Source organism: uncultured Roseobacter sp. (genome assembly GCF_947491795.1).
Taxonomy (GTDB): Bacteria; Pseudomonadota; Alphaproteobacteria; order Rhodobacterales; family Rhodobacteraceae; genus Roseobacter.
This window is the reverse complement of the sequence record NZ_CANLKW010000003.1, coordinates 169,004-190,987: the sequence shown is the minus strand read 5'-3', so window position 1 is coordinate 190,987 and position 21,984 is coordinate 169,004. Positions and strand designations below refer to the sequence as shown.

20 protein-coding genes, 1 tRNA gene and 1 riboswitch are annotated in these 21,984 nt (G+C 58.1%); of the genes, 17 read left to right on the top strand and 4 right to left on the bottom strand.

Annotation, left to right across the window (positions count from 1 at the left end):
* Nucleotide 1: 1 nt before the first annotated feature.
* From Q1A34_RS12835 to Q1A34_RS12825, 3 genes are read left to right on the top strand one after another with little or no spacing between them, the layout of a single operon-like run.
* Nucleotides 2–922 (top strand): glycosyltransferase family 2 protein, encoded by a 921-nt coding sequence (locus Q1A34_RS12835; RefSeq protein ID WP_300034550.1) that lies wholly within the window; start codon nucleotides 2–4, stop codon nucleotides 920–922.
* Nucleotides 923–936: 14 nt separating this feature from the next.
* Nucleotides 937–1,923, top strand: a complete 987-nt coding sequence (locus tag Q1A34_RS12830; protein WP_300034547.1) for a glycosyltransferase family 2 protein — start codon at nucleotides 937–939, stop codon at nucleotides 1,921–1,923.
* 16 nt (nucleotides 1,924–1,939) lie between these two features.
* Nucleotides 1,940–2,968 (top strand): glycosyltransferase family 4 protein, encoded by a 1,029-nt coding sequence (locus Q1A34_RS12825; RefSeq protein WP_300034544.1) that lies wholly within the window; start codon nucleotides 1,940–1,942, stop codon nucleotides 2,966–2,968.
* 82 nt (nucleotides 2,969–3,050) lie between these two features.
* Here the strand turns inward: Q1A34_RS12825 and Q1A34_RS12820 are convergent, their stop codons facing one another.
* The gene (locus tag Q1A34_RS12820) at nucleotides 3,051–4,301 is read right to left on the bottom strand and encodes a D-amino acid dehydrogenase (protein ID WP_300034542.1); all 1,251 of its coding nucleotides are present in this window, start codon (nucleotides 4,299–4,301) and stop codon (nucleotides 3,051–3,053) included.
* A gap of 123 nt (nucleotides 4,302–4,424) precedes the next feature.
* A riboswitch (glycine riboswitch) is annotated at nucleotides 4,425–4,510 on the bottom strand.
* Between the two features lie 311 nt (nucleotides 4,511–4,821).
* On the opposite strand from Q1A34_RS12820, the gene Q1A34_RS12815 reads away from it, so the two are divergent.
* From Q1A34_RS12815 to glnT, 7 genes are all read left to right on the top strand, one after another.
* A complete protein-coding gene (locus Q1A34_RS12815) occupies nucleotides 4,822–5,550 on the top strand; it encodes an OB-fold-containig protein (protein WP_300034539.1) in 729 nt (242 codons plus the stop codon).
* Nucleotides 5,551–5,590: 40 nt separating this feature from the next.
* Nucleotides 5,591–7,312 carry a flotillin domain-containing protein gene (locus Q1A34_RS12810; RefSeq protein WP_300034536.1) on the top strand — a complete coding sequence of 574 codons (1,722 nt, stop codon included), beginning with the start codon at nucleotides 5,591–5,593 and terminating at the stop codon, nucleotides 7,310–7,312.
* A gap of 808 nt (nucleotides 7,313–8,120) precedes the next feature.
* The gene (locus Q1A34_RS12805) at nucleotides 8,121–8,744 is read left to right on the top strand and encodes an XRE family transcriptional regulator (RefSeq protein WP_300034533.1); all 624 of its coding nucleotides are present in this window, start codon (nucleotides 8,121–8,123) and stop codon (nucleotides 8,742–8,744) included.
* 107 nt (nucleotides 8,745–8,851) lie between these two features.
* Complete coding sequence (locus tag Q1A34_RS12800) at nucleotides 8,852–9,730, top strand: glutamine amidotransferase family protein (protein ID WP_300034530.1); 879 nt, start codon at nucleotides 8,852–8,854, stop codon at nucleotides 9,728–9,730.
* Nucleotides 9,730–10,413: a protein GlxC gene (locus tag Q1A34_RS12795; protein WP_300034527.1), complete on the top strand. Its 684-nt coding sequence runs from the start codon at nucleotides 9,730–9,732 to the stop codon at nucleotides 10,411–10,413. The genes Q1A34_RS12800 and Q1A34_RS12795 overlap by 1 nt, the downstream gene beginning before the upstream one ends.
* Entirely contained in the window at nucleotides 10,413–11,744 is a 1,332-nt protein-coding gene (locus Q1A34_RS12790; RefSeq protein WP_300034524.1) for an FMN-binding glutamate synthase family protein, read from the top strand. Before Q1A34_RS12795 ends, Q1A34_RS12790 begins: the two co-directional genes overlap by 1 nt.
* Nucleotides 11,741–13,042: a type III glutamate--ammonia ligase gene (gene glnT / locus Q1A34_RS12785; RefSeq protein WP_300034521.1), complete on the top strand. Its 1,302-nt coding sequence runs from the start codon at nucleotides 11,741–11,743 to the stop codon at nucleotides 13,040–13,042. Before Q1A34_RS12790 ends, glnT begins: the two co-directional genes overlap by 4 nt.
* Nucleotides 13,043–13,596: 554 nt before the next feature.
* On the opposite strand, the gene Q1A34_RS12780 is transcribed toward glnT, so the two are convergent.
* Nucleotides 13,597–13,672: transfer RNA gene (locus Q1A34_RS12780), tRNA-Thr, on the bottom strand.
* 347 nt (nucleotides 13,673–14,019) lie between these two features.
* On the opposite strand from Q1A34_RS12780, the gene Q1A34_RS12775 reads away from it, so the two are divergent.
* A complete protein-coding gene (locus Q1A34_RS12775; RefSeq protein WP_300034518.1) occupies nucleotides 14,020–14,370 on the top strand; it encodes a hypothetical protein in 351 nt (116 codons plus the stop codon).
* Nucleotides 14,371–14,434: 64 nt separating this feature from the next.
* Here Q1A34_RS12775 and Q1A34_RS12770 read toward each other — a convergent pair whose 3' ends face one another.
* Together Q1A34_RS12770 and Q1A34_RS12765 are read right to left on the bottom strand one after the other, a co-directional pair.
* The gene (locus tag Q1A34_RS12770) at nucleotides 14,435–15,529 is read right to left on the bottom strand and encodes a Gfo/Idh/MocA family oxidoreductase (RefSeq protein ID WP_300034515.1); all 1,095 of its coding nucleotides are present in this window, start codon (nucleotides 15,527–15,529) and stop codon (nucleotides 14,435–14,437) included.
* 12 nt (nucleotides 15,530–15,541) lie between these two features.
* Nucleotides 15,542–16,249 (bottom strand): GntR family transcriptional regulator, encoded by a 708-nt coding sequence (locus Q1A34_RS12765; RefSeq protein WP_300034512.1) that lies wholly within the window; start codon nucleotides 16,247–16,249, stop codon nucleotides 15,542–15,544.
* A gap of 96 nt (nucleotides 16,250–16,345) precedes the next feature.
* Between Q1A34_RS12765 and Q1A34_RS12760 the strand changes: the two genes are divergently transcribed.
* From Q1A34_RS12760 to dctP, 6 genes are all read left to right on the top strand, one after another.
* Complete coding sequence (locus Q1A34_RS12760; protein WP_300034509.1) at nucleotides 16,346–17,500, top strand: LLM class flavin-dependent oxidoreductase; 1,155 nt, start codon at nucleotides 16,346–16,348, stop codon at nucleotides 17,498–17,500.
* Between the two features lie 2 nt (nucleotides 17,501–17,502).
* Nucleotides 17,503–18,393 carry an aldo/keto reductase gene (locus tag Q1A34_RS12755; protein WP_300036657.1) on the top strand — a complete coding sequence of 297 codons (891 nt, stop codon included), beginning with the start codon at nucleotides 17,503–17,505 and terminating at the stop codon, nucleotides 18,391–18,393.
* Nucleotides 18,393–18,917 (top strand): flavin reductase family protein, encoded by a 525-nt coding sequence (locus tag Q1A34_RS12750; RefSeq protein ID WP_300034506.1) that lies wholly within the window; start codon nucleotides 18,393–18,395, stop codon nucleotides 18,915–18,917. The genes Q1A34_RS12755 and Q1A34_RS12750 overlap by 1 nt, the downstream gene beginning before the upstream one ends.
* Nucleotides 18,918–18,997: 80 nt before the next feature.
* Nucleotides 18,998–19,588 carry a TRAP transporter small permease gene (locus tag Q1A34_RS12745; RefSeq protein ID WP_300034504.1) on the top strand — a complete coding sequence of 197 codons (591 nt, stop codon included), beginning with the start codon at nucleotides 18,998–19,000 and terminating at the stop codon, nucleotides 19,586–19,588.
* Nucleotides 19,588–20,883 (top strand): TRAP transporter large permease, encoded by a 1,296-nt coding sequence (locus Q1A34_RS12740; RefSeq protein WP_300034502.1) that lies wholly within the window; start codon nucleotides 19,588–19,590, stop codon nucleotides 20,881–20,883. Before Q1A34_RS12745 ends, Q1A34_RS12740 begins: the two co-directional genes overlap by 1 nt.
* 29 nt (nucleotides 20,884–20,912) lie before the next feature.
* Entirely contained in the window at nucleotides 20,913–21,971 is a 1,059-nt protein-coding gene (gene dctP, locus Q1A34_RS12735; protein WP_300034500.1) for a TRAP transporter substrate-binding protein DctP, read from the top strand.
* Nucleotides 21,972–21,984: the final 13 nt, after the last annotated feature.

Here is a 21,984-nt window from a genome sequence, read left to right as displayed (position 1 = left end):
TATGCCCCGGTTTTCTGTAATTGTCCCATTTTTCAACGAAGCAGAGGTTATCGGGCAGACCATCGAAAGCATCTGCGCGCAGACATTGCCGGATTGGGAAGCGTTGTTCGTTGATGACGGTGCCACAGACGGATCGGCAGAGATTGTCGCCAGAGCAGCACAGAAAGACAGTCGCATCCGGTTGTTGCGCAATCCGTCGAAAGGACCAAGCAATGCCCGCAACTTTGGTGCGTCACGGGCCCTCGGTGCGCTGCTGTCTTTCTGTGATGCGGATGATCTGTGGCTGGCCGGTCGCCTTGAGGAGCTGAACCATTTGTTTCGCAGCCCCGGCGTATCCGGCGCGTTTGGACGTGTCGGTTTTTTCCGTACCAGACCCGGCGATGGGCGGGCTGTTTCGCAGGTGCCGGAACGCCCGCTAAGCATCAGGGACCTGCTGGCGGAAAACCCGGTCTGTACAATGTCGAACCTGACAGTCAGGCGCGGTGCTTTCCTGACTACCGGCGGGCTGGATCCAGAAATTGTGCATAACGAGGATCTGGAATTTCTGATCCGCTTTACAGGTGCCGGCCACCAGCTGCACCCGGTCAGCAGCCTGCACGTTTGGTACCGTACCAGCCCCTCGGGCCTGTCGTCTGATCTGAACGCGATGCGGGCAGGGCGCAGCAGTGCGCTGCACACAGCCCGCCGGTTCGGATATGAACCTGCACCTGCGCAGGAGGCCGCGTACCTGCGGTATCTGGCGCGGCGGGCTTTGCGTCTTGATACCGGACGGCTGGAAGCCCTGCGTTTTACCGCGTCTGGCCTGTGGTGCGATGCCTCCGGGTTTTTGTTTCCGCTGCGCCGCGGGGGCGCTACGGCGCTCGCCGCTCTGGCAGTCTCCGTTTTACCCCGGCGAGCCCGACGCGCGCTTTTTTCACACTGATAAAGGACAGACCAATGCCCAAAGCCTCTGTTATTGTACCCGCTTTCAACAGTGAAACGACACTTGCAGAAACCCTTTTGTCTCTGCTGGCACAGAGTTTTCAGGATTTTGAGATCCTCGTCGTCAATGACGGCTCTGCCGACAGCACACTGGAGGTTGCAAATGCATTCAGGACAGACCCGCGTATCCGCGTTCTGTCACAGGCCAACCGCGGACTGGCCGGTGCGCGCAACACCGGGATCGATCAGGCCCGCGGGGAATATGTCGGATTTTGCGACGCCGACGATGTCTGGATGCCTGACAAACTGATGACCCATGTAAACCACTTGGACAGCGCACCGGATGTCGGCCTCAGCTTTTCAGGATCCGCATTTATCGACGCACAGTCCCGTCCGACGGGTCTGGCCCAGAAACCCCGCCTGCGCAACATCACAGCGCGCCATGTCCTGTGTCGTAACCCCGTCGGCAACGGATCGGCGGCGGTCATGCGGCGTCAGGCACTGGCAGATATCGCCTGGCGTCCCGCTACAGAGAGCAGACGCGACTGGTACTTTGACGAGACGTTCCGTCAGTCGGAGGATATTGAATGCTGGCTGCGGCTCATGCTCACAACGGACTGGGAAATTGAGGGGGTGCCCGGACTGCTGACAGGGTACCGGGTCAACCCCGAAGGACTTTCATCTGCAACCGAGAGGCAACTGGCTGCCTGGGAGCTGATGATTGCGAAGCTGCGCCCGTTTAACCCTGCTTTTTTCGACGCGCACCTGGGGGCCGCGCGGGCGTACCAGCTGCGTTATCTGGCCCGTCGGGCGGTCAGTGCGATGGATGGTGACAACGCCTGGCCTCTCATCCGGCGCGCGCTTGCCAGTTCCACACGGCCCGTTTTTGAAGAGCCGCTGAAATCCGGCGTCACCATTGCTGCCGCTGCAGTTCTGCGTGTGCTGGGTCCAAAGCCCGTCCGTTGTGCGGCAAGGCTGATCGCCAGCCGTCCCGGATATTGAAAAGGAGATTTCACCCATGAAAAGCATTAGAATTGTACATCTGATCGATGACAGTACTCCGGGCGGCATAATGCGAATGCTTGACCACCTTCTGACGCTGCCAGAGTTGTCCGCGCAGGTGCATCAGACCGTGCGAACCGTGCGGCGCGGCTCGTGGTCCGCAGACCACATCGGTGCGGATGTCATCGTCTCTCATCTTGCGCTCAGCTGGCGCGGCCTGCCGGCGCTCGTTACCCTGCGGGCGCTCAACCCTCTGGCCCGGATCATTCACATCGAGCACAGCTATACCCCGGCGTCTGCAGCATTAAACGTTAATCGGAAAAAGCGATTTCACACGATGCTGCGCGTTGCGTATTCGCTCTTTGATGACGTGGTGGCCGTAAGCCACACTCAGGCCGCATGGATGCGCACCCGGGCTCTGGTCCGGAACGACGCGCTGACTGTCATACATCCTCAGGTCGATATGTCGGCCCTGACCGGTATTCCGGCGCCACGGCCCGGTGGTCGCACGATCGGCGCTTTTGGCAGGCTTGAGCCGCAAAAGGGTTTTGACACGCTGATCGAAGCATTTCGCCTGTGCCCCGACACCCGGGCGCGTCTTGTTATTTTTGGCGATGGTCAGGAGCAGGACAGACTGCAGATGCTCGCCGGTGCAGACCACCGTATCACCTTCAAAGGCCACACAGATGATCTGACTGCCGCCTATGCACAGGTTGATATCGTTGCGATGCCTTCCCGATGGGAAGCCTTTGGTCTCGTGGCGCAGGAGGCGCGTGCGTCGGGGCGATCCGTTCTTGTATCAGCTGTTGATGGTCTCAGGGATCAGATTACCCCCGGTATTTCCGCTGTTTCGCAGCGAACGCCCGAAGCCTGGGCGCGGGTGCTCGAAAAACGGCTGGACGAGGTCGGCCAGACAGAAATTCCGGCTTCTGTCAGAGCGGGGACAAGCGCAGAGGAGTATGCCGCACAGTGGCTGGCTTTGCTGTCGCCCAGGTCCGGGGAAAAAGCGGTAACACCGCCTGGTGCGGTTTCAGCCGCTGCCTGAAGAGCAAGGCTCCGGGGAGAGAGCTGCGGGCAGGCCGTACCTGGCGATGATGTCAGATACGGCCTGCCCGGTCAGCGTGGGGTCAGGCTGCGCGGGCCGTAACCTCAGCGGCTGCAAAGGTTTCCGGCGCATGCGCTTCGGCCACGCAGCCTGCCACGATCCGCGCGGTTGCTGCTGAAAGTGTCCAGCCCAGATGCCCGTGACCGGTGTTGTAAAAAACGCCCGGCGCATTGCCGCGTCCAACGCGCGGCAGCATGGAGGGCATCATCGGGCGCAGTCCGGCCCAGGGGGTCACGTTCTCGGTCGAAACACCGGGGAAGTGTTTCTCGCACCATTCAGTCAGCGGGCGGATGCGGTCGGCGCGGATGTCGCGGTTTGCACCGTTGAATTCAGCTGTACCGGCGATCCGGAAGCGGTTTGCGCCAAAACGGCTGGCCACGATCTTGGCCCGGTCGTCCAGCAGGCTGATCCAGGGGGCCGCTGCCTGGCTCTCGGCATCGTCCAGTGACACGGTGACCGAGTATCCTTTGACCGGATAAATGTTGACGCGATCCCCAAGCTGGCGCGCGAACTCACGGCTCTGGATACCCGCACTGACGACGACCGCATCAAATTCATGCCGCAGGCTGCCTTCGGAAATGCGGACCTTGCCATCTTTGGAGACCAGACGATCCACGCTGTTACCAAAACGCAGCTCTGCGCCGCGGCGGGCACAGGCGCGGGCAAGACCCATGGTGAATTTGTGGATGTCCCCCGAGCTGTCGGATTCCGTCAGAAATCCTCCCACCAGATCGCCGTGCAGCGTGGGCTCGATCTCGCGCATTTCGTCCACACCAACTTCGCGGCGCTCAAGGCCGCCTTCGCGCAGCAAGAGGTTCACTTTACGTGCGTGCGCCAGATCTTTCTGCCGGTCGTAGAAGTGCAGGATGCCGCGGCGTTCCAGATCGAAATCGATACCCTCGCGCTCTGCCATTTCAAACAGAACAGAACGGGCCGCAATTGCCAGACGCACGGTTTCCACGGTGTTTGCTTTGTAGTGCGGGATGTTGGACAGGAATTCTGCCATCCAGCGCATTTTGTGAAGCGTGGGAGCGGGGTTCACCAGAAGCGGCGCATCCGCCTGAAGCATCCATTTCAACCCTTTGAGCACAGTGCCCCACTGCGTCCATGTTTCCGCGTTCGAGGCCGAGAGCTGCCCGCCATTGGCAAAACTGGTCTCCATTGCGGCATAGCGGTTGCGGTCAAAAACAGTGACGTCGAAACCGCGGTCAAGCAATTCATAGGCAGTGGTCAGGCCGGTCACACCGGCGCCGATGACAGCAACTCTGGACATAGTAATTCTCCTCGCACGTGCGGACTGTGCCGCTTGCCCCCTCCGTGCGTGGAACCTGAGAGTTTCACCCGATACCGGGCTTTCTCCTACGGTGGACCCTTTCGGGCCGCTTTCCGGAGTGTTCTGGCTGTGCCGGTCCTGGGACCTGAGAGTTTCCGGGGCGGTTGCTCCTTCGGCGACGGATATCCGTCTTCTCCCGGCATAGCCAATGCTGTTCCGGGCGTTAGACCAGCGCATTGATTCGATCAACTGAAATCTTTGCCGGTGCCTGCAGCGTGATGCCTGCTCGGTGACGTCCGGGCACCGGCCATCCCTGTCAGGCGTCTGGTTAAGCATGTGCATGAAGGGGTTTTGACCTGTTCGTGGCGGTTTGCAAAAATACCTGACGTTTTGACACAATACCGACTAATTTTGCCTGTTTGTGTCGTCGTCCGGGCCCTATGGTGCCGGCGTCGTCTTGTAACGGAACTGTGAGAACCTATATACTGTATACCACAGTACACAATTGAAAGGCCGGGTTATGTTCGACCTGTTTCTGACGGAACCCCTTGTTCCGTTTACACTTTCGCTCGCGCTGCTTTTTGGGTTGCTCGCGCTGGAAGCTCTTTTGCTGCTCATTGGCGGCAGTCTTCTGGGTGCCGGTGCAGAAGCAGACGTCGATGTGGATTTTGGCGCTGTTGACCTGGCCGATCTGAATCTTGATCTGGACGCGGCGGACCTTGCAGATGTGGAACTGGCGGACATAGACGCAGATTACGACGCGGGCGCCGGGGCAGGGGCGGCAGCCGGGCCCGCAGCCTGGCTCGGTTTTGGCAAAGTGCCGGTCATGATCTGGATTGCAGCACTTTTGCTGGGCTTTGGTCTGTCCGGACTTGTGGTGCAGCAACTGGCCCTGTCTGTTTCAGGAGCGCCCCTCCTTGCTTCTGTAGCCATTGTTCCGGCGAGCATCGCAGGCGTCTGGTTTGCCCGGCAGTTCAGCGTGGTTTTTGCCAGACTGCTGCCAAAAACAGAGACCACGGCATTGTCTGCCCGTCATCTTGGGCGGCGTACCGGCAGGGTGACACAGGGGACCGCGCGGCGGGGCAGTCCGGCCGAAGTCCGTGTCACGGACCGGTACGGCAATGTTCATTACCTGCGCGGTGAGCCGCTGAAGGATGACGAACCAATCCCGGCAGGTTCTGAGGTGCTGGTGCTGCGCCACCGGCGCGATCAGGGCTACAGGCTTGTACCGCTGGCCGCTGATGCGTGAATTCTGAAAAATACTGTCGAAACGAATAAAGGAGACGAATATGGACCTCGCAACACTTGGCATAATTGTTGCCAGTATTATTGGATTTCTGGTTTTTGTGGGCCTTGTGCTTGGCCGGCTTTACCGCCGGGCGACCCGCGAGGTGAGCCTTGTGAAAACCGGTGCTGGTGGCAAAAAGGTAATCATGGACGGCGGTACCGTTGTTGTGCCGCTTTTGCATGAAGTCAGCCCGGTGAACATGAAAACGCTCCGCCTGGAGGTCCAGAGATCGCACGAGGGTGCGCTGATTACCAAAGACCGCATGCGTGTGGATGTGGGCGTCGAATTCTACGTCTCCGTAAATGCCACCGAAGAAGGCATCGGTCGCGCCGCGCAGACACTTGGCGACAGGACGTTTTTCGTCGACCAGCTGCGGGAACTGATCGAGGGCAAGCTTGTCGACGGTCTGCGCGCAGTTGCGGCTCAGATGACCATGGACGAGCTGCATGAAAACCGCGCGGAATTCGTACAGGAAGTTCAGAATGCGGTCTCCGAAGACCTGCTTAAGAACGGTCTCGAACTTGAATCTGTATCACTCACGGCGCTGGACCAGACGCCATTTGAGGCACTGGATGAAAACAACGCCTTTAACGCAGTCGGTATGCGTAAACTGGCGGAAGTTATCGCGAAATCCAAAAAAGAACGCGCCGAGATTGATGCGGATGCAGATGTGTCCGTGCGCCGTGCCGCGATGGAAGCAGAACGTCTGAAGCTGAAAATCGAACAGGATGAGCGGCAGGCCGCAATCGCGCAACGCCAGGAAATCGCAACCCTTGAAGCCGCGCAGGAAGCCGAGATCGCCCGCCGGCAGGAGGATGCGGAGCGCGAGAAGGAACAGGCCCGTATCAAACGTGAAGAGGCTATCCGTGGTGCAGATATTGCGCGCGAACGTGCCATCCGCGAGGCGGAGATTACCCGTGACCGCGAACTGGAAGTAGCCGATCAGGAACGCCAGATCATCATCGCGACCAAATCAGAAGAAGAAAGCCGCGCCCGCGCCTCTGCCGACGAGGCACGTGCCGAAGCGACCAAGGCCTCCGAAAGCATTGAAACTGCCCGTTCGGTGGCAACCGCGGAACGCTCCAAACGCATCGCGCTGATCGAAGCAGAGCGTGAAGCGGAACGAGAAGCAACCCGTATCCGTCTGGCGGCTCAGGCCGAAAAAGATGCAGCACAGGACAGGGCAGAGGCGCTGCGTGAAGAAGCGCGCGCAGATGCGGATGCGCTGACGATCCGAGCGGACGCGAAAAAGGCCGACCTGCTGGCCGAAGCCGAAGGCCGCCGGGCGATTGTCGAATCCGAAAATGCGATCACGGACGAGATCGTGAATATGAAAATCGCTCTCGCACGCCTTGAGAAGTTGCCTGAGGTGGTTGCCCAGATGGTCAAGCCAGCCGAGAAAATCGACTCCATCAAAATCCACCATATCGGTGGCATGAATGCACTGCCCGGTTCTGCTGGCGCAGGCGGTGGTGGCGACAAGGCACCCATCAACCAGGCGCTCGATTCGATCATGGGTATGGCGGTCCAGTTGCCTGCGCTGAAAAAACTGGGGGAAGATCTGGGAGTATCCATGGAAGACGGTGTTGCCGGTCTGGCGAACAGTCTCGGAGCGGCACCCGGCCAGTTGACCAGGCCGGATGATGATACCGCCCTGGTCGAAAGTGACAATGACGCTTCACAACAACCGAGGCCGTCCGGTAACGCAACAGCGGCTGAGTAGAAACCAGCAAGCGGTAAACTCTGACAGACCGGCGTCTTTTCATACAGATGCTGGTTGCATTCGAAAGAAAAGCGCCCCGGCAGGCCCTGTGCATGCCGGGGCGTTTTGACTGAATGCGAAAACACAGTGCCAAAGTGCTGGTGACTAAGCTGCTCTGATATCCGGCCAGAATGCTCCGGTACCTCCACACCGAGCGGCGCTTGACCTATGAGTTTCAGCTCCGAGAGAACCCTCGTTCAGTCGGCGAAATGTCCGCAATTCGTTGCCTGGAACACACGCAGCGAACGGCCAGTTTGACGAGCTGCACCGAAGCGACTGGGACCGGCGTTCAATGTCGTGTTTGGATGGCTCCTGCATTGCAAGCGTTTGTGTGGTTTTGCGATGGTCCGTCAGTTCAGTCGTGTATCCGGCCTGTTTGGGTGGTAATTGCCACTGGCCCTCCATGCCGTTGGAGCAGGAGCCATCCACCTCATCTGCTCTGGGCCGTCCTTGCTGGGGCAGCAATACCTGATAACTGAAAATGCTGCGTTCGATCTATCGATCGCGAAAATGCACTAGGCAGACGTCGGAGCAAAACGTAGCAAACAACCGCAAAGAGCCCAGCCTGCATGGCATTGGGAATGACAAAAGCCGCGATCAGCCGCCCTGTTCCAGGCCACAAAGTTCTCAAAAACGACATACGGGAACTGAGCTGCAGAACAAGCAACGGACAATCCGAACTTTCTCCAAGGCCTTAGATACCCGCTGCTTCCATTGCCCGAGTTCTGGTCAAGCTGACAAATTGAAATCGTGGCTTTAGAGAGGGGACATGAAAACAGTATTGTCGCAAGACCCGCACAACACAGCGCAGTTCCGCGAAAAGGAGCTGGAGTTGGCCATTGGCCGTCAAGTCCGCCTGTTGCGAAAGCAACGTGGATGGACGATCGCTCAGTTTGCGCTCGATGTAGATGTGAGCGAAGGGATGATTTCCAAAATAGAGAACGGCCAGGTGTCTCCATCATTGTCTATGCTTCAGCTTTTGTCGCGCAGCCTGTCTGTTCCGCTCACGGCGTTCTTCCAAGGTTATGAAGAGCACCGCCCGGTCATGCAGGTCAAAGCTGGCGAAGGAGCGGAAGCAGAGCGCGCAGGAACGCGTGCCGGTCACCATTATACCATGCTGGGCCATCTCAGCGCCCAGTCAAGTTCTGTCGTGGTTGAACCTTACCTCATCACGCTCAGCGAGGAATCCGATACCTTCAAAACATTTCAGCATGTCGGAATGGAATTTATTTTCATGATTGAAGGTTTCGTGACTTACCGGCATGGCTCAGAGCTTTTCCAACTCGCTCCGGGTGACAGTTTGTTCTTCGACGCGGATGCACCGCACGGACCGGAAACACTAACCAAGTTACCAGCGCGGTACCTGTCGATCATCTGTTACTCGCAGGAATGATAGTAGTCAGAAATTTCCCCAAAGGAAAAAAATATTCCCTTTGGTAGGTTTTCGCTCGACAGTATCGGCGCCGAAGCTAGGCTTCGGATAAATCAAGCGGTGCGGATATGTGCGGAATCGTTGGCTTATTTCTGAAAGACAAGCAATTGCAGCCTCAGTTGGGTATACTGCTGACGGATATGCTGGTCACCATGTCCGATCGAGGGCCGGATAGTGCTGGTATCGCGGTCTACAGAGAAACGGCCTCAGGGTGTTTCAAAATAACCGTGCAATCGGCAAACCCAGCCGTCGATTTCGCTGACCTCCATCAGGACCTTGGCGTCAAAATCGAGGTGATTGACACCCACGCCATCCTGACCGTTCCATCTGACGAAATCGCAGAAGTTCTGGCACAAATTGAAGTTGCGCATCCCGGGTTGCGCGTGATGTCACGTGGAAAAGCGATCGAAATCTACAAGGAGGTTGGCCTGCCGCAATCGGTTGCTGACCGTTTTAACATTCCTGATCTGTCGGGCAGCCACGGAATTGGGCACACGCGCATGGCCACTGAAAGCGCAGTAACAACCCTCGGGGCGCATCCTTTTTCAACGGGTGCTGATCAGTGCCTTGTGCACAATGGATCGCTGTCCAACCACAATCGTTTGCGCCGTAAGCTGGCGCGTCAGGGCACTCAGGTTCAGACTGAAAACGACACTGAGGTTGCCGCAGCGTACCTCACGCACCGCATGGAACAGGGTGACGACTTGGGCGAGGCGCTTGAGGCCGGCTTAAGCGACCTTGATGGGTTCTACACCTTCGTCGTGGGCACCGAGAACGGGTTTGGCGTTCTGCGAGACCCAATTGCCTGCAAACCGGCTGTGCTGGCCGAGACCGATCAATATGTTGCCTTCGGGTCGGAATACCGCGCTTTGGTAAACCTGCCTGGAATTGCACATGCCAACGTGTGGGAACCTGAGCCGGCCACTGTTTATTTCTGGAGCCATTGATGCAGCAATTGGACCTTGAGACCCACTCCCTCCGCGAGGTGAATGCCATGTTGCAGGCGCAGGATGCCCAAACAAACCATACTGAATGGGAGATTCTTAATCCGAAAGGAGCGCATGCTATTGCCTGCGGCCTCGACGCTGAAATCGACGTAAAAGTGAAAGGTGCCACCGGTTACTACTGTGGAGGGATGAACAAGCACGCAACAATCCGCGTGGCAGGCTCGGTCGGTCCGGGCGTTTGTGAAAACATGATGTCAGGCAAAGTCGTGGTCGAGGGCAACGCCAGCCAATACGCTGGCGCGACGGGCCACGGTGGCCTGCTGGTGATCAAGGGAAACGCCTCCAGCCGGTGCGGGATATCCATGAAGGGGATCAATATCGTTGTCCACGGCAACATCGGCCACATGAGTGCGTTCATGGCACAATCCGGATCCCTGGTCGTGTGCGGTGACGCAGGCGACGCTCTGGGCGACAGCATCTACGAAGCGCAGGTTTTTGTACGCGGTTCGGTCGCCTCCCTGGGTGCAGACTGCATCGAAAAGGAGATGCGTCCCGAGCATATCGCGAAGCTGTCGGAACTTTTAAGCGCCGCCGAATGCGATGCCGACCCTTCCACGTTTCGCCGCTACGGTTCTGCCAGACAGCTCTACAATTTTGATATCGACAACGCGGGAGCCTATTGATGGATCAAACGCCCAAGACGCACCCCGTAAAGCCTTGGACCTTTGACGACCGTACGACGTCGTACATCCGGCGTGCAGCCGCCACCGGAATTTACGACATTCGCGGTGGCGGGTCGAAACGGCGTGTTCCGCATTTTGATGATTTGCTCTTTTTGGGCGCGTCCATGTCTCGCTATCCTTTGGAAGGATATCGCGAGGCGTGCGGCACTCAGGTTACTCTGGGAACGCGTTTTGCCGAAAAACCTCTTGAACTCGACATTCCCATCACGATTGCGGGAATGAGTTTTGGTGCGCTGTCCGGCCAGGCGAAAGAGGCGCTGGGGCGTGGCGCGTCGGCCGCGGGCACTTCCACGACCACCGGAGACGGTGGCATGACGCCTGAGGAACGCGGTCATTCGAATAAGCTGATCTACCAATATCTACCTTCTCGTTATGGGATGAACCCTGACGATCTGCGCAAAGCCGACGCAATTGAGATTGTTGTCGGACAAGGGGCCAAACCAGGCGGTGGTGGGATGCTACTTGGTCAAAAGATCAACGACCGGGTGGCCGAAATGCGCAATCTGCCCCCGGGGATTGACCAGCGGTCTGCCTGTCGCCACCCGGATTGGACCGGCCCGGACGATCTCGAGATCAAAATACTCGAACTTCGCGAAATTACTGGTTGGAAAGTCCCGATCTTTGTCAAAGTCGGCGGAGCGCGCCCTTATTTTGATACCACCCTATCCGTGAAAGCTGGCGCTGATGTCGTTGTGCTTGACGGAATGCAGGGCGGGACGGCAGCGACGCAGGATGTGTTCATCGAACATGTGGGCCAGCCGACGCTTGCCTGTATCCGACCCGCTGTGCAGGCGCTTCAGGATCTCGACATGCATCGCAAGGTACAGCTTGTAATTTCGGGTGGTGTGCGAACGGGAGCGGATGTTGCCAAGGCGCTCGCACTGGGGGCCGATGCAGTGTCCATCGGCAGCGCTGCTCTGATCGCCATGGGTGACAACGACCCTGCACTTGAGGACGAATACCGCAAACTCGGCACCACTGCCGGTGCCTACGATGATTGGCACGAAGGAAACGACCCGGCGGGCATCACTACCCAGGATCCGAATCTGGCTGCCCGACTTGACCCCATTGCGGCAGGGCGCAGACTATCCAACTACTTGAAAGTCATGACCCTGGAAGCCCAGACCATCGCAAGGGCCAATGGCAAAAGCCACGTTCTGAACCTCGAGCCGGAAGACCTCTGCGCGCTTACAATCGAAGCCGCCGCAATGGCGGGCGTACCTCTTGCAGGCACTGAATGGATACCCGGACAAAAGGGAGACTGCTTATGACCGATCTCGCCCAATGGGCCGCCGATAGAGGCGTCAGGTTCTTCCTGTGCAACTTTACTGACCTATTTGGCGTACAACGCGCCAAACTTGTCCCGGCTGAAGCAATCGCCGGTGCGCAGGAGGGTGGCGCGGGGTTTGCAGGCTTTGCGGCCTGGCTCGACATGACGCCCGCCGATCCGGACATGCTGGTGATGCCTGACGCCGAAAGCGCAATTCAATTGCCGTGGAAACCGGAACTTGCATGGGTTGCAGGTGATCCCTGGATGAACGGTCAACCCGTTGCTCAGGCGCCCCGAAACGTCCTGAAGTCTCTTGTTAAGAAAACTATGGATCAGGGGTTCATGCTGAAATCAGGTGTGGAACCAGAATTCCATCTGATCGATGCAGATGGGACTGATATCTCCGATAATCGCGACTCCCAAGAAAAGCCCTGTTATGATCAGTCAGCACTCATGCGCCGGTACGATGTTATTGCAGAGATTTGCTCGTCGATGATCCAGTTGGGTTGGAAACCCTACCAAAACGACCACGAAGACGCGAACGGCCAGTTCGAGATCAATTGGGACTTCGGTCCATGCCTTGAAACCGCCGACCGGCACGCATTTTTTAAGTTTATGGTTAAAGAAATCGCGGAGAAACATGGTTTCCGTGCGACTTTCATGCCCAAACCCTTTTCTCACCTGACTGGCAACGGCTGCCACGTGCACCATTCGCTTTGGACCGCCGATGGGCAAACCTGTGTGTTTGATGGTGAAGACGAGATGGGCCTGTCCGCAGTGGCCTACCACTTTTTGGGCGGATTAATGGCACATGGGCAAGCTATTTGCGCGATCACCAATCCCACAGTGAACAGCTATAAGCGTATCAATGCACCAGCGACCCTTTCGGGTTCGACCTGGTCTCCTCAATCTGTGACTTACGGGGGTAACAACCGAACCCATATGGTACGCATCCCTGATGGCGGACGCTTGGAACTGCGTCTCGCCGATGGCGCGGCAAACCCTTATCTGCTTCAAGCTGTGCTGTTAGCTGCGGGCCTTGATGGTCTCGAAAGGCAGCTCGACCCTGGCAAACGGCTCGACATCGACATGTACTCTGAAGGGCACAAAGTTCGCAGCGCGAAGAATTTGCCACTGAACATGCTCGATGCGTTGCGTATTTTTGAGAAAGACAAATATCTGACGGCAGCCTTGGGTTCGGAGTTTTCGCTTGCCTATCTGAAATTGCGCATGCGGGAGTGGACGCAATTTTGCCAGCATCTTACTCAATGGGAGCGTGACACGACGCTTGACTGCTGACAAACAAGATGCTTGCGAACGACGGCTTCGTCCCGCGGTTCGTAAGTTTGAAGAAGCCCGGAGTTCGCGCTTGCAGCGAATGACCGCAATGCGGGCTGCATTCGCAGCATCCAAAGGCCTTGTCCAACAGCAGCAGCCATGGGCCAGAAGTTGCCGTCGCGAAAGTACTGTTCGAAGTTTCAGCGCCTGGACCGGGAATTTGTGTGCTTTGATGAGTTCGCCTTTTCGTTCCGTGCTAACGGGGCAATACGCACTTATTGTCGTGAAGACGCTTTCGTGCCCGGTATCCGTCCACACAGCCCATGTAAAGCAAGGGTCTCACCATCCACATCGATACCCGTGCCACAGGACGCGGACAGTGCCCACCAAAGGGTGCGGTCAGTAATTTCCGGCCAAAGGCTGCAGCCGTTTGGTCAAAGTCAGGGAAAGATTCCCGGCAATACCAAATCGCTCTAAGGTCAGCATCTGTGCAGGCAGAAAGAAGCCGAGGAATGGGTGAAAACCGGGCGCATCTCAAAGAATTGCCATTAAAACAATTGTTTTAAAGGGATAAATGGTGCCCCCACACGGACTCGAACCGCGGACCTATTGATTACAAATCAATTGCTCTACCAGCTGAGCTATAGGGGCACTCGGCGGTCGTTTAGTCAGTTTGCGCGCATCGTGCAAGAGGGGAATAGCGAAAATTCGGCTTGTCGATTGGGTTTGAACCCTGCGCATATGCACGATCGCCTCTGCAGACCGAAATTGCCCCGGTCCGGGACGCAGATGCAGCCCGTTTTTCACTCAGGGGGCGCACTTCACCGAAGAAGACTGCTTCATGGAATGTTTTGTGCGCAACAAGGATACTCTTGTTCCCAGTGGCATCATCTTGCCCGGGCCAGGACAATATCGCCAACTGATGTGCGAATTTACCCTCGTCACTGTCGGACGCTCAGGCGGCACGGAATGCGCGTGACATTCTGAAGGAAGCCAGCGTGCTTAATCAGCAGGCAGACAGGCTGCGGCTGTCCCATTTGCATATCTGCGGAGCACCGCGTGCAGCGCTTCGTAAAGGCGTACTCTGTCCGAATGCTCCAGAATGTATGCGCCATCTTGTCGGCGTATTCGCGGCGGACGAACACTGGTTTTTTGGCTCAGCGCAAGCCGGCAATGTTTCTGCCAGCAGCATTCGCCAAATCACCGCGCGCCCGGCCCTGACAGAATTTCGGTTGCGACGCGTGATGGTCGCCTTGCCTGAGAAGTTAGCATGCGCCGCCATTGTGGTTGAAGTCGCACAGATGCCCGGCCGGAACGCAGACCTTATCGCCGACATGACGGCAGCCTGAGATGAGGGCAGTTTTGAGATCGGTCGCATTCCGGACACAACCCTGATTTCGTCTGGATACGCACTCACAGGGTAACCACCTGACCGGTCAGTGCGGATTGCTGAGCCGCCATGCCCATTCGAACGGCCATCAGACCATCGTCAAAGGACACATCCGGCGCATTGCGCTGACCGCGCACCAGCTCCAGAAACCCGCGGTGCTGGTAAAACGTCGAGCCGTTGTGATCGCCCGCTTCCAACAGGGCAGGGTCCACCGGAATCTCCCGGATCTTGGGGCCTTTGGGATGACGCGGGCTGAGCTCCAGAAGAGGGACCGGCGCATCGCCCAGCCCGGCAGGCCAGAACCGCCCGGGGCCGGGCACAAAAGCCTCCACCCGGCCGGCTGGCCCAACGGCAGAGATTTCTTCCTGATATCGCGCGCCTTCGGCGAACATGCACAGCTCCAACATGGCCCGGGCACCGCAGGCGAAATCAACAATCACATATCCATTGTCGATGATGTCAGGCGTCTGGCCGTCATAGGCCTCGTCCAGGTGATTTACAGACTGGGCCGCGCTGGCCATGACGCGCACCGGCTCCGATCCGATGGCCAGCCGCATCAGATCAAAGAAATGACAGCATTTTTCGACAAACGTGCCCCCGGTTTTTGCGTTGAAGCGGTTCCAGTCGCCGACTTTTTCCAGGAATGGAAAGCGGTGCTCACGGATGCTCAGCATGCGGATGCCGCCGGTGACCTCTGGTGCCGCGAGCAGCAGGGCCGAAATGGGAGGCATATAGCGGTACTCCATAGCCACCCAGACAGGCGCAGAATAGTCCGCGATGATCTGTTGCAGCGGGGCGATATCGCCGGGGTCCGTCAAAAGGGGTTTTTCAACGAGCAGGGGCAGGGGGCGTTTTTCAGCGATCTCGCGGATCTGTGCCGCGTGACAATGGTTCGGACTGGCGATGACCAGACAGTCGAGCGCATCGATTTCGAGCAGCTCCTGAACCGACGCGGCAAACTGAACATGCGGCGCAAGCGCTGCGGCTGCGTCCCGCATACCTGCGTCCGGTTCAAAAATCGCGTGCACTTCGGTGTCGGGCAGCAGAGCAATGTTACGGATATGCTCCTGTCCCATCATGCCGCAACCGATGATGCCATAACGCGTTGGAGTTTTCATGGGGTCCTGTTCCTATCTCAGTCGCTGCACATAGCTGGCCCGCGTCGGGTCAAACCAGGTGCGTGAAAATTCGATTGCCTGGGGCCGGTCCGCCCACGAGTAGCGTTCGATGTAGCCGCAGGGCGTGCCGGGGGTGCCAAAGTGAACCGGCGTCCAGTCTGGAAGCGTCCCGATGCTGACCCTGTCCTCGGCGCGGGTGACCCAGAAGCCGAGGCGCTGAAGGTATGTCTGGTAAAGGGAATCAGACAGCATCGCGCGGCTGAGCTCGCCCATTCCGGCGTCCAGCCAGATTTCTTCGACGGCAATTGCTGTATCATTGAGAAAGCGCTCGCGGCGGATGCGCGTGGCCCGTGACGCGGTGCCAAAAACGGGCAGATCATCAGGTTTTTCGAGGGGGGCGAGGTCGATGACTTTCGCCGAGGGCAGGCCACCACCTGACAGCAGTTCAAGGCGAAACATTGCATATGTGCCGCCCGGTCCGCCTTTGCGCTGAATGTAGTTACCTGATCCCTGGACGCGCCGCAGCAGGCCTTTATGCTCCATAACGCGCAGCGCTTTTCGCAACGTGCCGACAGAGGTGTGCAGGTCAGTCGCCATCTGACGTTCCGGTGGCAGGCGTTCGCCGTCCATCAGCCGCCCGGTGTCAATGTCCCGGATCAGCAATTCTGCAAGCTGAACATATTTCGGCAGAGGGCCGGGATTTTCAGGAGCGGGCGCCATTGAAGAGGGTGGAATCCGTAAAATTGATACACGATTGATCTACCATGATCAGAATGCTATGCAAGAAGAAACAGACCGACTGTAACAGGAAACAAAATGACCATTGTGCCAGTGACTTCTGCCGATCTTGATGCCGCCGAGGTATCCTGGTTCTCTGCGCTCTGCTCGGACGATTATCAGTTCCTTGGTGTGCCGGACGGCGATCTGCGGTCCAGCTGGGCGCATTGCTCGGACATTGTAAAGACAGCTGAAGCGCAAGGGTTCCGGAACATCCTGTGCCCGTCCTCTTATCAGGTGGGGCAGGATACGCTGAGCTTTGTTGCGGGCTGCGCGCCGATTACTGAAAAGATCAATCTGCTGGCGGCTGTGCGCTGCGGTGAGATGCAGCCCATCATGCTGGCCCGCACCATCGCGACGCTTGATCACATGCTCGAAGGGCGGCTGACGATCAACATCATCAGTTCTGATTTCCCGGGTCAGAAAGAACCCAGCCCCTATCGCTATCAGCGCTCGCGCGAAGTGGTGGAGATCCTCAAGCAGGCCTGGAGCCGGGACGAGATCAACCACGCAGGCGAGGTTTACAACTTCTCGGGTCTGACAACGGATCCGGTGCGCCCGTATCAGACCGGCGGTCCGCTGCTTTACTTTGGTGGCTACTCTCCGGATGCGCTCGACCTGTGCGCCGAGCATTGTGACGTCTATCTGATGTGGCCCGAACCCAAAGACCAGCTGGCTGAACGGATGAAGGCCGTGCACGCGCGTGCGGCGGAAAAGGGGCGGACGCTGGATTATGGTCTGCGGGTGCATATGATCGTGCGCGACTCCGAGGCCGAGGCCAAGGAATACGCAGATTACATCGTGTCGAAACTGGACGACGAATACGGCCGCAAAATCCGTGAACGTGCGCTGGATGCAACATCGCTGGGTGTGTCACACCAGTCGGCGAACCGCGATATCGCTGACGAATTCGGATACATCGAACCGCATCTGTGGACGGGTGTTGGCCGGGCTCGCTCGGGCTGTGGTGCTGCTCTTGTGGGTTCCGCCGATCAGGTGCTGAGCCAGATCGAAGAGTATCAGAAAATGGGCATGCGGGCGTTTATCTTCTCCGGCTATCCGCACATCGACGAGGCCGAGCATTTTGGCCGCCTCGTGATGCCGCATCTGAAAACCTGTTCGCTTCCCGAAGCCTACGGCCGGGTTCCGGCTGAATTACCAAAAACACCTCTGGCTGCGGGAGAACGCAAATGAGTATGGAACGCGTCGCCCTGGCGGAAGGCCTTGAGTTCAGCCGCATTGTCTATGGCATGTGGCGTCTGGCGGACGATTCAGACACGTCGCCCGGTCATGTCCGTGCCAAAATCGATGCCTGCCTGGAGCAGGGGATCACCACGATGGACCAGGCGGACATCTACGGCGGTTATGTGGCCGAGGAAGTTCTGGGCGCCTGCCTGAAGCAAAGTCCCGGCCTGCGTGATGACCTGGAGATTGTCACTAAATGCGATATCGTGGCACCCATCGGGAAATATGCTGATCGCCGGGTCAAGTATTACGACACATCCGCGCAGCACATTAACGCCTCTGTCGATGCGTCGCTCTCCTATATGGGTATCGAGCAGATTGATGTGCTGCTCATTCACCGCCCCGATCCCATGATGGATGCAGCCGAAACCGGTGCTGCGCTTGATGCCCTTGTGCAGAGTGGCAAGATCAAAGCGGCAGGTGTTTCCAATTTCCGACCGTGGGACTGGGACCTGCTGCAATCGGCCATGACCAGCCGCCTGGTGACCAATCAGATTGAGCTGAGCCTGGGCGCGCGGGACAGCTACGCCAACGGTGATCTCGCCCATCTGCAGATGCACCGCGTGGCCCCGATGGCCTGGTCGCCGCTGGGAGGCGGCAGCCTGATGACGGAAAACAGTGCCGTTGCGGTAAAGATGGACGCGATTGCTGCAGCGCAGGGCGTTGACCGCGCGGCGGTTGCTGTCGCCTGGTTACTCGCGCATCCGTCGGGCATTCTGCCGGTGATGGGCACCAATACACTGTCGCGTATTGCGACGTTCAGCGACGCTCTCCGGGTGGAAATCGACCGCCAGACCTGGTTTGAGCTTTATGAGGCGGCTAACGGATATGAGGTGCCATGATGGCTGACGGATCGCTTCAGATGAACCAGATGCAGCAGTTCGCGCCGGACGCAGAGAGCGCCCGTGATCTGCGCCACGCGATGGGTAAATTCGGCACCGGTGTCACCGTGATCACCGCAATGACCGACGCCGGTCCCATCGGAATGACGGCTAACTCTTTTTCCAGTGTCTCGCTGGATCCGGCGCTGGTATTGTGGTGCCCCGCCAAATCGTCGGGCCGCTATGCACATTTCATTGGTGCGAAACACTTTGCCATTCATGTGATGGGTGTTGAGCATGCCGATATTGCTATGGGCTTTGCACGCTCAGGCGCTGCATTTGACGGTCTCGACATCGCTGTGAACGCGCAGGGTGTGCCGCTGTTGGGTCAGTGTCTTGCGCGTTTCGAGTGTGAAACCCAGGACATTCATGACGCGGGCGATCATTCGATTGTGGTTGCACAGGTTCATCAGGCCGCATTCCGGGAGGGGGATGCACTGATTTTTTGCGAAGGGCGCTTCGGACAGTTTGACAAAGACGTCTGAAAACGCGCCAATGGGCCTGCGGGGAAAACCCGCAGGATTTTGACCCGGGTCAACCCGGGCAACAGGGAGGAGGCGCCGTGATGGGTGCACTGCTGGCGGTGATGACACCGCTCCGGCTGGTCAACGAGGCCGTTCTGGCTGTTGGCCGGGCGATCGGCGTCGCAGCTGTGGCCTTTATGGTCGCGGCCATTCTGATCCAGGTATTTTACCGCTATGCGCTGAACAATGCCTTGCCATGGCCCGACGAGGCCGCGCGCTTCTGTATGCTGTGGATGACTGGCCTGATGGCCCCCACTGCGTTCCGCAGAGGTGGATTTGTCTCCATTGACACGCTGGTGCGCCTGCTGCCCCGGGCGGTCGGTGCGCTATTGTCACTGCTTTTGCTTTTCCTGAGCCTGCTGGTGCTGATCATTGCAGTACGGATCGGCTGGTCAGAAGTAACTGGATTTGCCGGCCGCTTTGCGACGGCCTCGCTCTATCTGCCCACCGACCTGAGCTTTGAGAACTGGTTCCGCGTGCCACGCAGCTGGATGATGGCATCGCTGCTGGTGGGTGTCGTCCTGCTCATTTCTGTGAACGTCGAACTCATCCTCCGGGCGCTGGTGCGCATGATGGGGGGCGAGGATCAGTTGCCACCTGTAACCCTCGAAGAACAGGTAGGAGCCGAATAATGCTGGTCTGGTTCCTTCCGCTCTTCCTCGTCTTCCTGATGATCGGCCTGCCGGTGTTCTTTGGGTTGCTGGCTGCGCCTGGACTGCTTCTCTGGCTGGACCCGGAATTCAGCACCAAGGACATCACACTGCTCTACCGCAATGTCTACAACGGGATGGACAGCTTTCCGCTGATGGCGATCCCGTTCTTTATGCTGGCCGGCGAGCTGATGAACCGCGGTGGCATCACCATGCGCCTTGTGGAATTCAGCCAGGCGATGATGGGGCATTTCCGGGGTGGCCTGGCCCATGTGAACATCCTCAGCTCTATGTTGTTTGCCGGGCTGTCGGGCTCTGCTGTGGCGGATACTTCCGCCCTGGGGTCCATGCTGATCCCGGCGATGGAGAAACAGGGTTATACCCGCAAATTTGCCGCCGCGATCACAGCGGCAAGCTCGGTTATCGGCCCGATCATTCCGCCGTCAGGCATCATGATCATCTACGCCTATGTCATGGGCGAAAGCGTTGCAGCTCTGTTCCTTGCGGGCATTGTGCCGGGGATCCTGGTCGGCCTTGGCCTGATGCTCATGGTCAAACTTCAGGCAGATAAATACGACTTCCCTGTCGCCACCAAAAAACACAGCTGGGGCGAGCGGGGGCAGGCGAGCCTCAAGGCGTTCTTCCCGCTGCTGACACCTGTCATAATCCTTGGTGGTATCCTTGCTGGTGTCTTCACACCGACCGAAGCGGCGGCGGTTGCAGTGGCCTATGCGCTCTTTATCGGGCTCTTTGTCATGCGCACGCTGAAACTCAGCGATCTACCGGGAGTACTGGGCCGGTCCGGTCTGACGTCCTCTGTCGTGCTGTTGCTGGTGGGGGCCGCGATGGCCTTCAAAACGGTTGTCAGCCTCAGCCATGCGCCCGAGGCGATGGCCGAATTCGTTCTGTCGCTGACGTCCAACCCGCTGATCCTGTTGCTGCTGATCAACCTGCTGCTGTTTGTGGTCGGCATGTTCCTGGATGCGGGCCCTGCGATCATCATTCTGGGCCCTATTCTCGGACCGATCTTTGTCGAGCTTGGCGTCGACCCGATCCATTTTGCCATCATCATGAGCGTGAACCTCACGGTGGGTCTGGCAACACCGCCGATGGGGCTGGTGCTTTTTGTCGCCTCGTCTGTCTCCGGTGAACGTGTTGAGGCAATTTCGAAGGCAATTCTGCCGTTCCTGGCTGTTGAAGTCGTTGTGATTTTCCTGATCACTTACTTCGAGCCGATTTCCATGACGATCCCGCGTCTGACGGGCTTCGCGAACTGAGTAAAACAAATCCAATGGGAGGATACCAAATGTTCAGTACTACACTTAAATCGCTGACCGTAGCGGCCATGCTGGCCGGGTCGGCGATGGCTGCTTCAGCCGCGGATTTCTCGATCCGTGCGACAGCCAACTCCAACGAAAACGACGAAGACTATGACGGTCTGGTTGTTTTCAAAAACTACGTCGAGGCGGCCTCCAACGGCGCCATCGAAGTGGAGCTATTCATCGGCACACAGCTGTGCGGCAACGGCGCGGAATGCCTCCAGGGCGTAGCCGACGGCACAATCGACGTCTATGTGTCCACCTCGGGCGGTGCATCCGGTATCTTCCCCTATGTACAGGTGCTCGACCTGCCGTACCTGATGGCGGACGACCGGATCGCCGAGCATGTCCTTTCGGGCGATTTCACCCGCAAGATGCGTGAGATGGCACTGGAAGACTCCGGTGATTCAATCCGTCTGATGACGATCGGTAACACAGGCGGCTGGCGCAACTTTGCCAACACCAAACGCCGTGTTGCAGAGCCGTCCGACATGGAAGGCCTGAAAATCCGGACAGTGGTTGCGGACCTGCCGCAGGAACTAGTGAAGGCGCTGGGTGCTGCCCCGACGCCGATCCCGTGGCCTGAGCTCTTCACGTCCTTCCAGACCGGTGTGGTCGAAGGCTCCAAAAACGGTATCACCGACATCATGGGCATGAAATTCCCGGATGCGGGTCTGAAATATGTCACGCTCGACGGTCACGCCTATATGGGCGCGCTGTGGTGGATGAACAACGAAAAGTTCACATCCATGCCCGAGGACATGCGCCGCGTGGTGGTTGACGGGTTCTATGCGCTGCAGCAGGCGACATTTGCCTCGCCCAAGCGTAAATCCATCGCTGCCTACGAGCAGTTCGTGGAAGAAGGCGGTGACCTCTACGTGCCGACACCCGAGCAGAAAGCGGCCTTCAAAGAAGGGGCTGCACCAGTGTTTGACTGGTTCAAAGGCAACGTCGGTCGCGGCGAGGAAATCTTTGACGCGCTGACAGCTGCCGTTGCAGAGGCCGAAGCCGATGTGAACGCTTCGCGTGACGCGGATCTGAACTGATACCGGCAGGGGC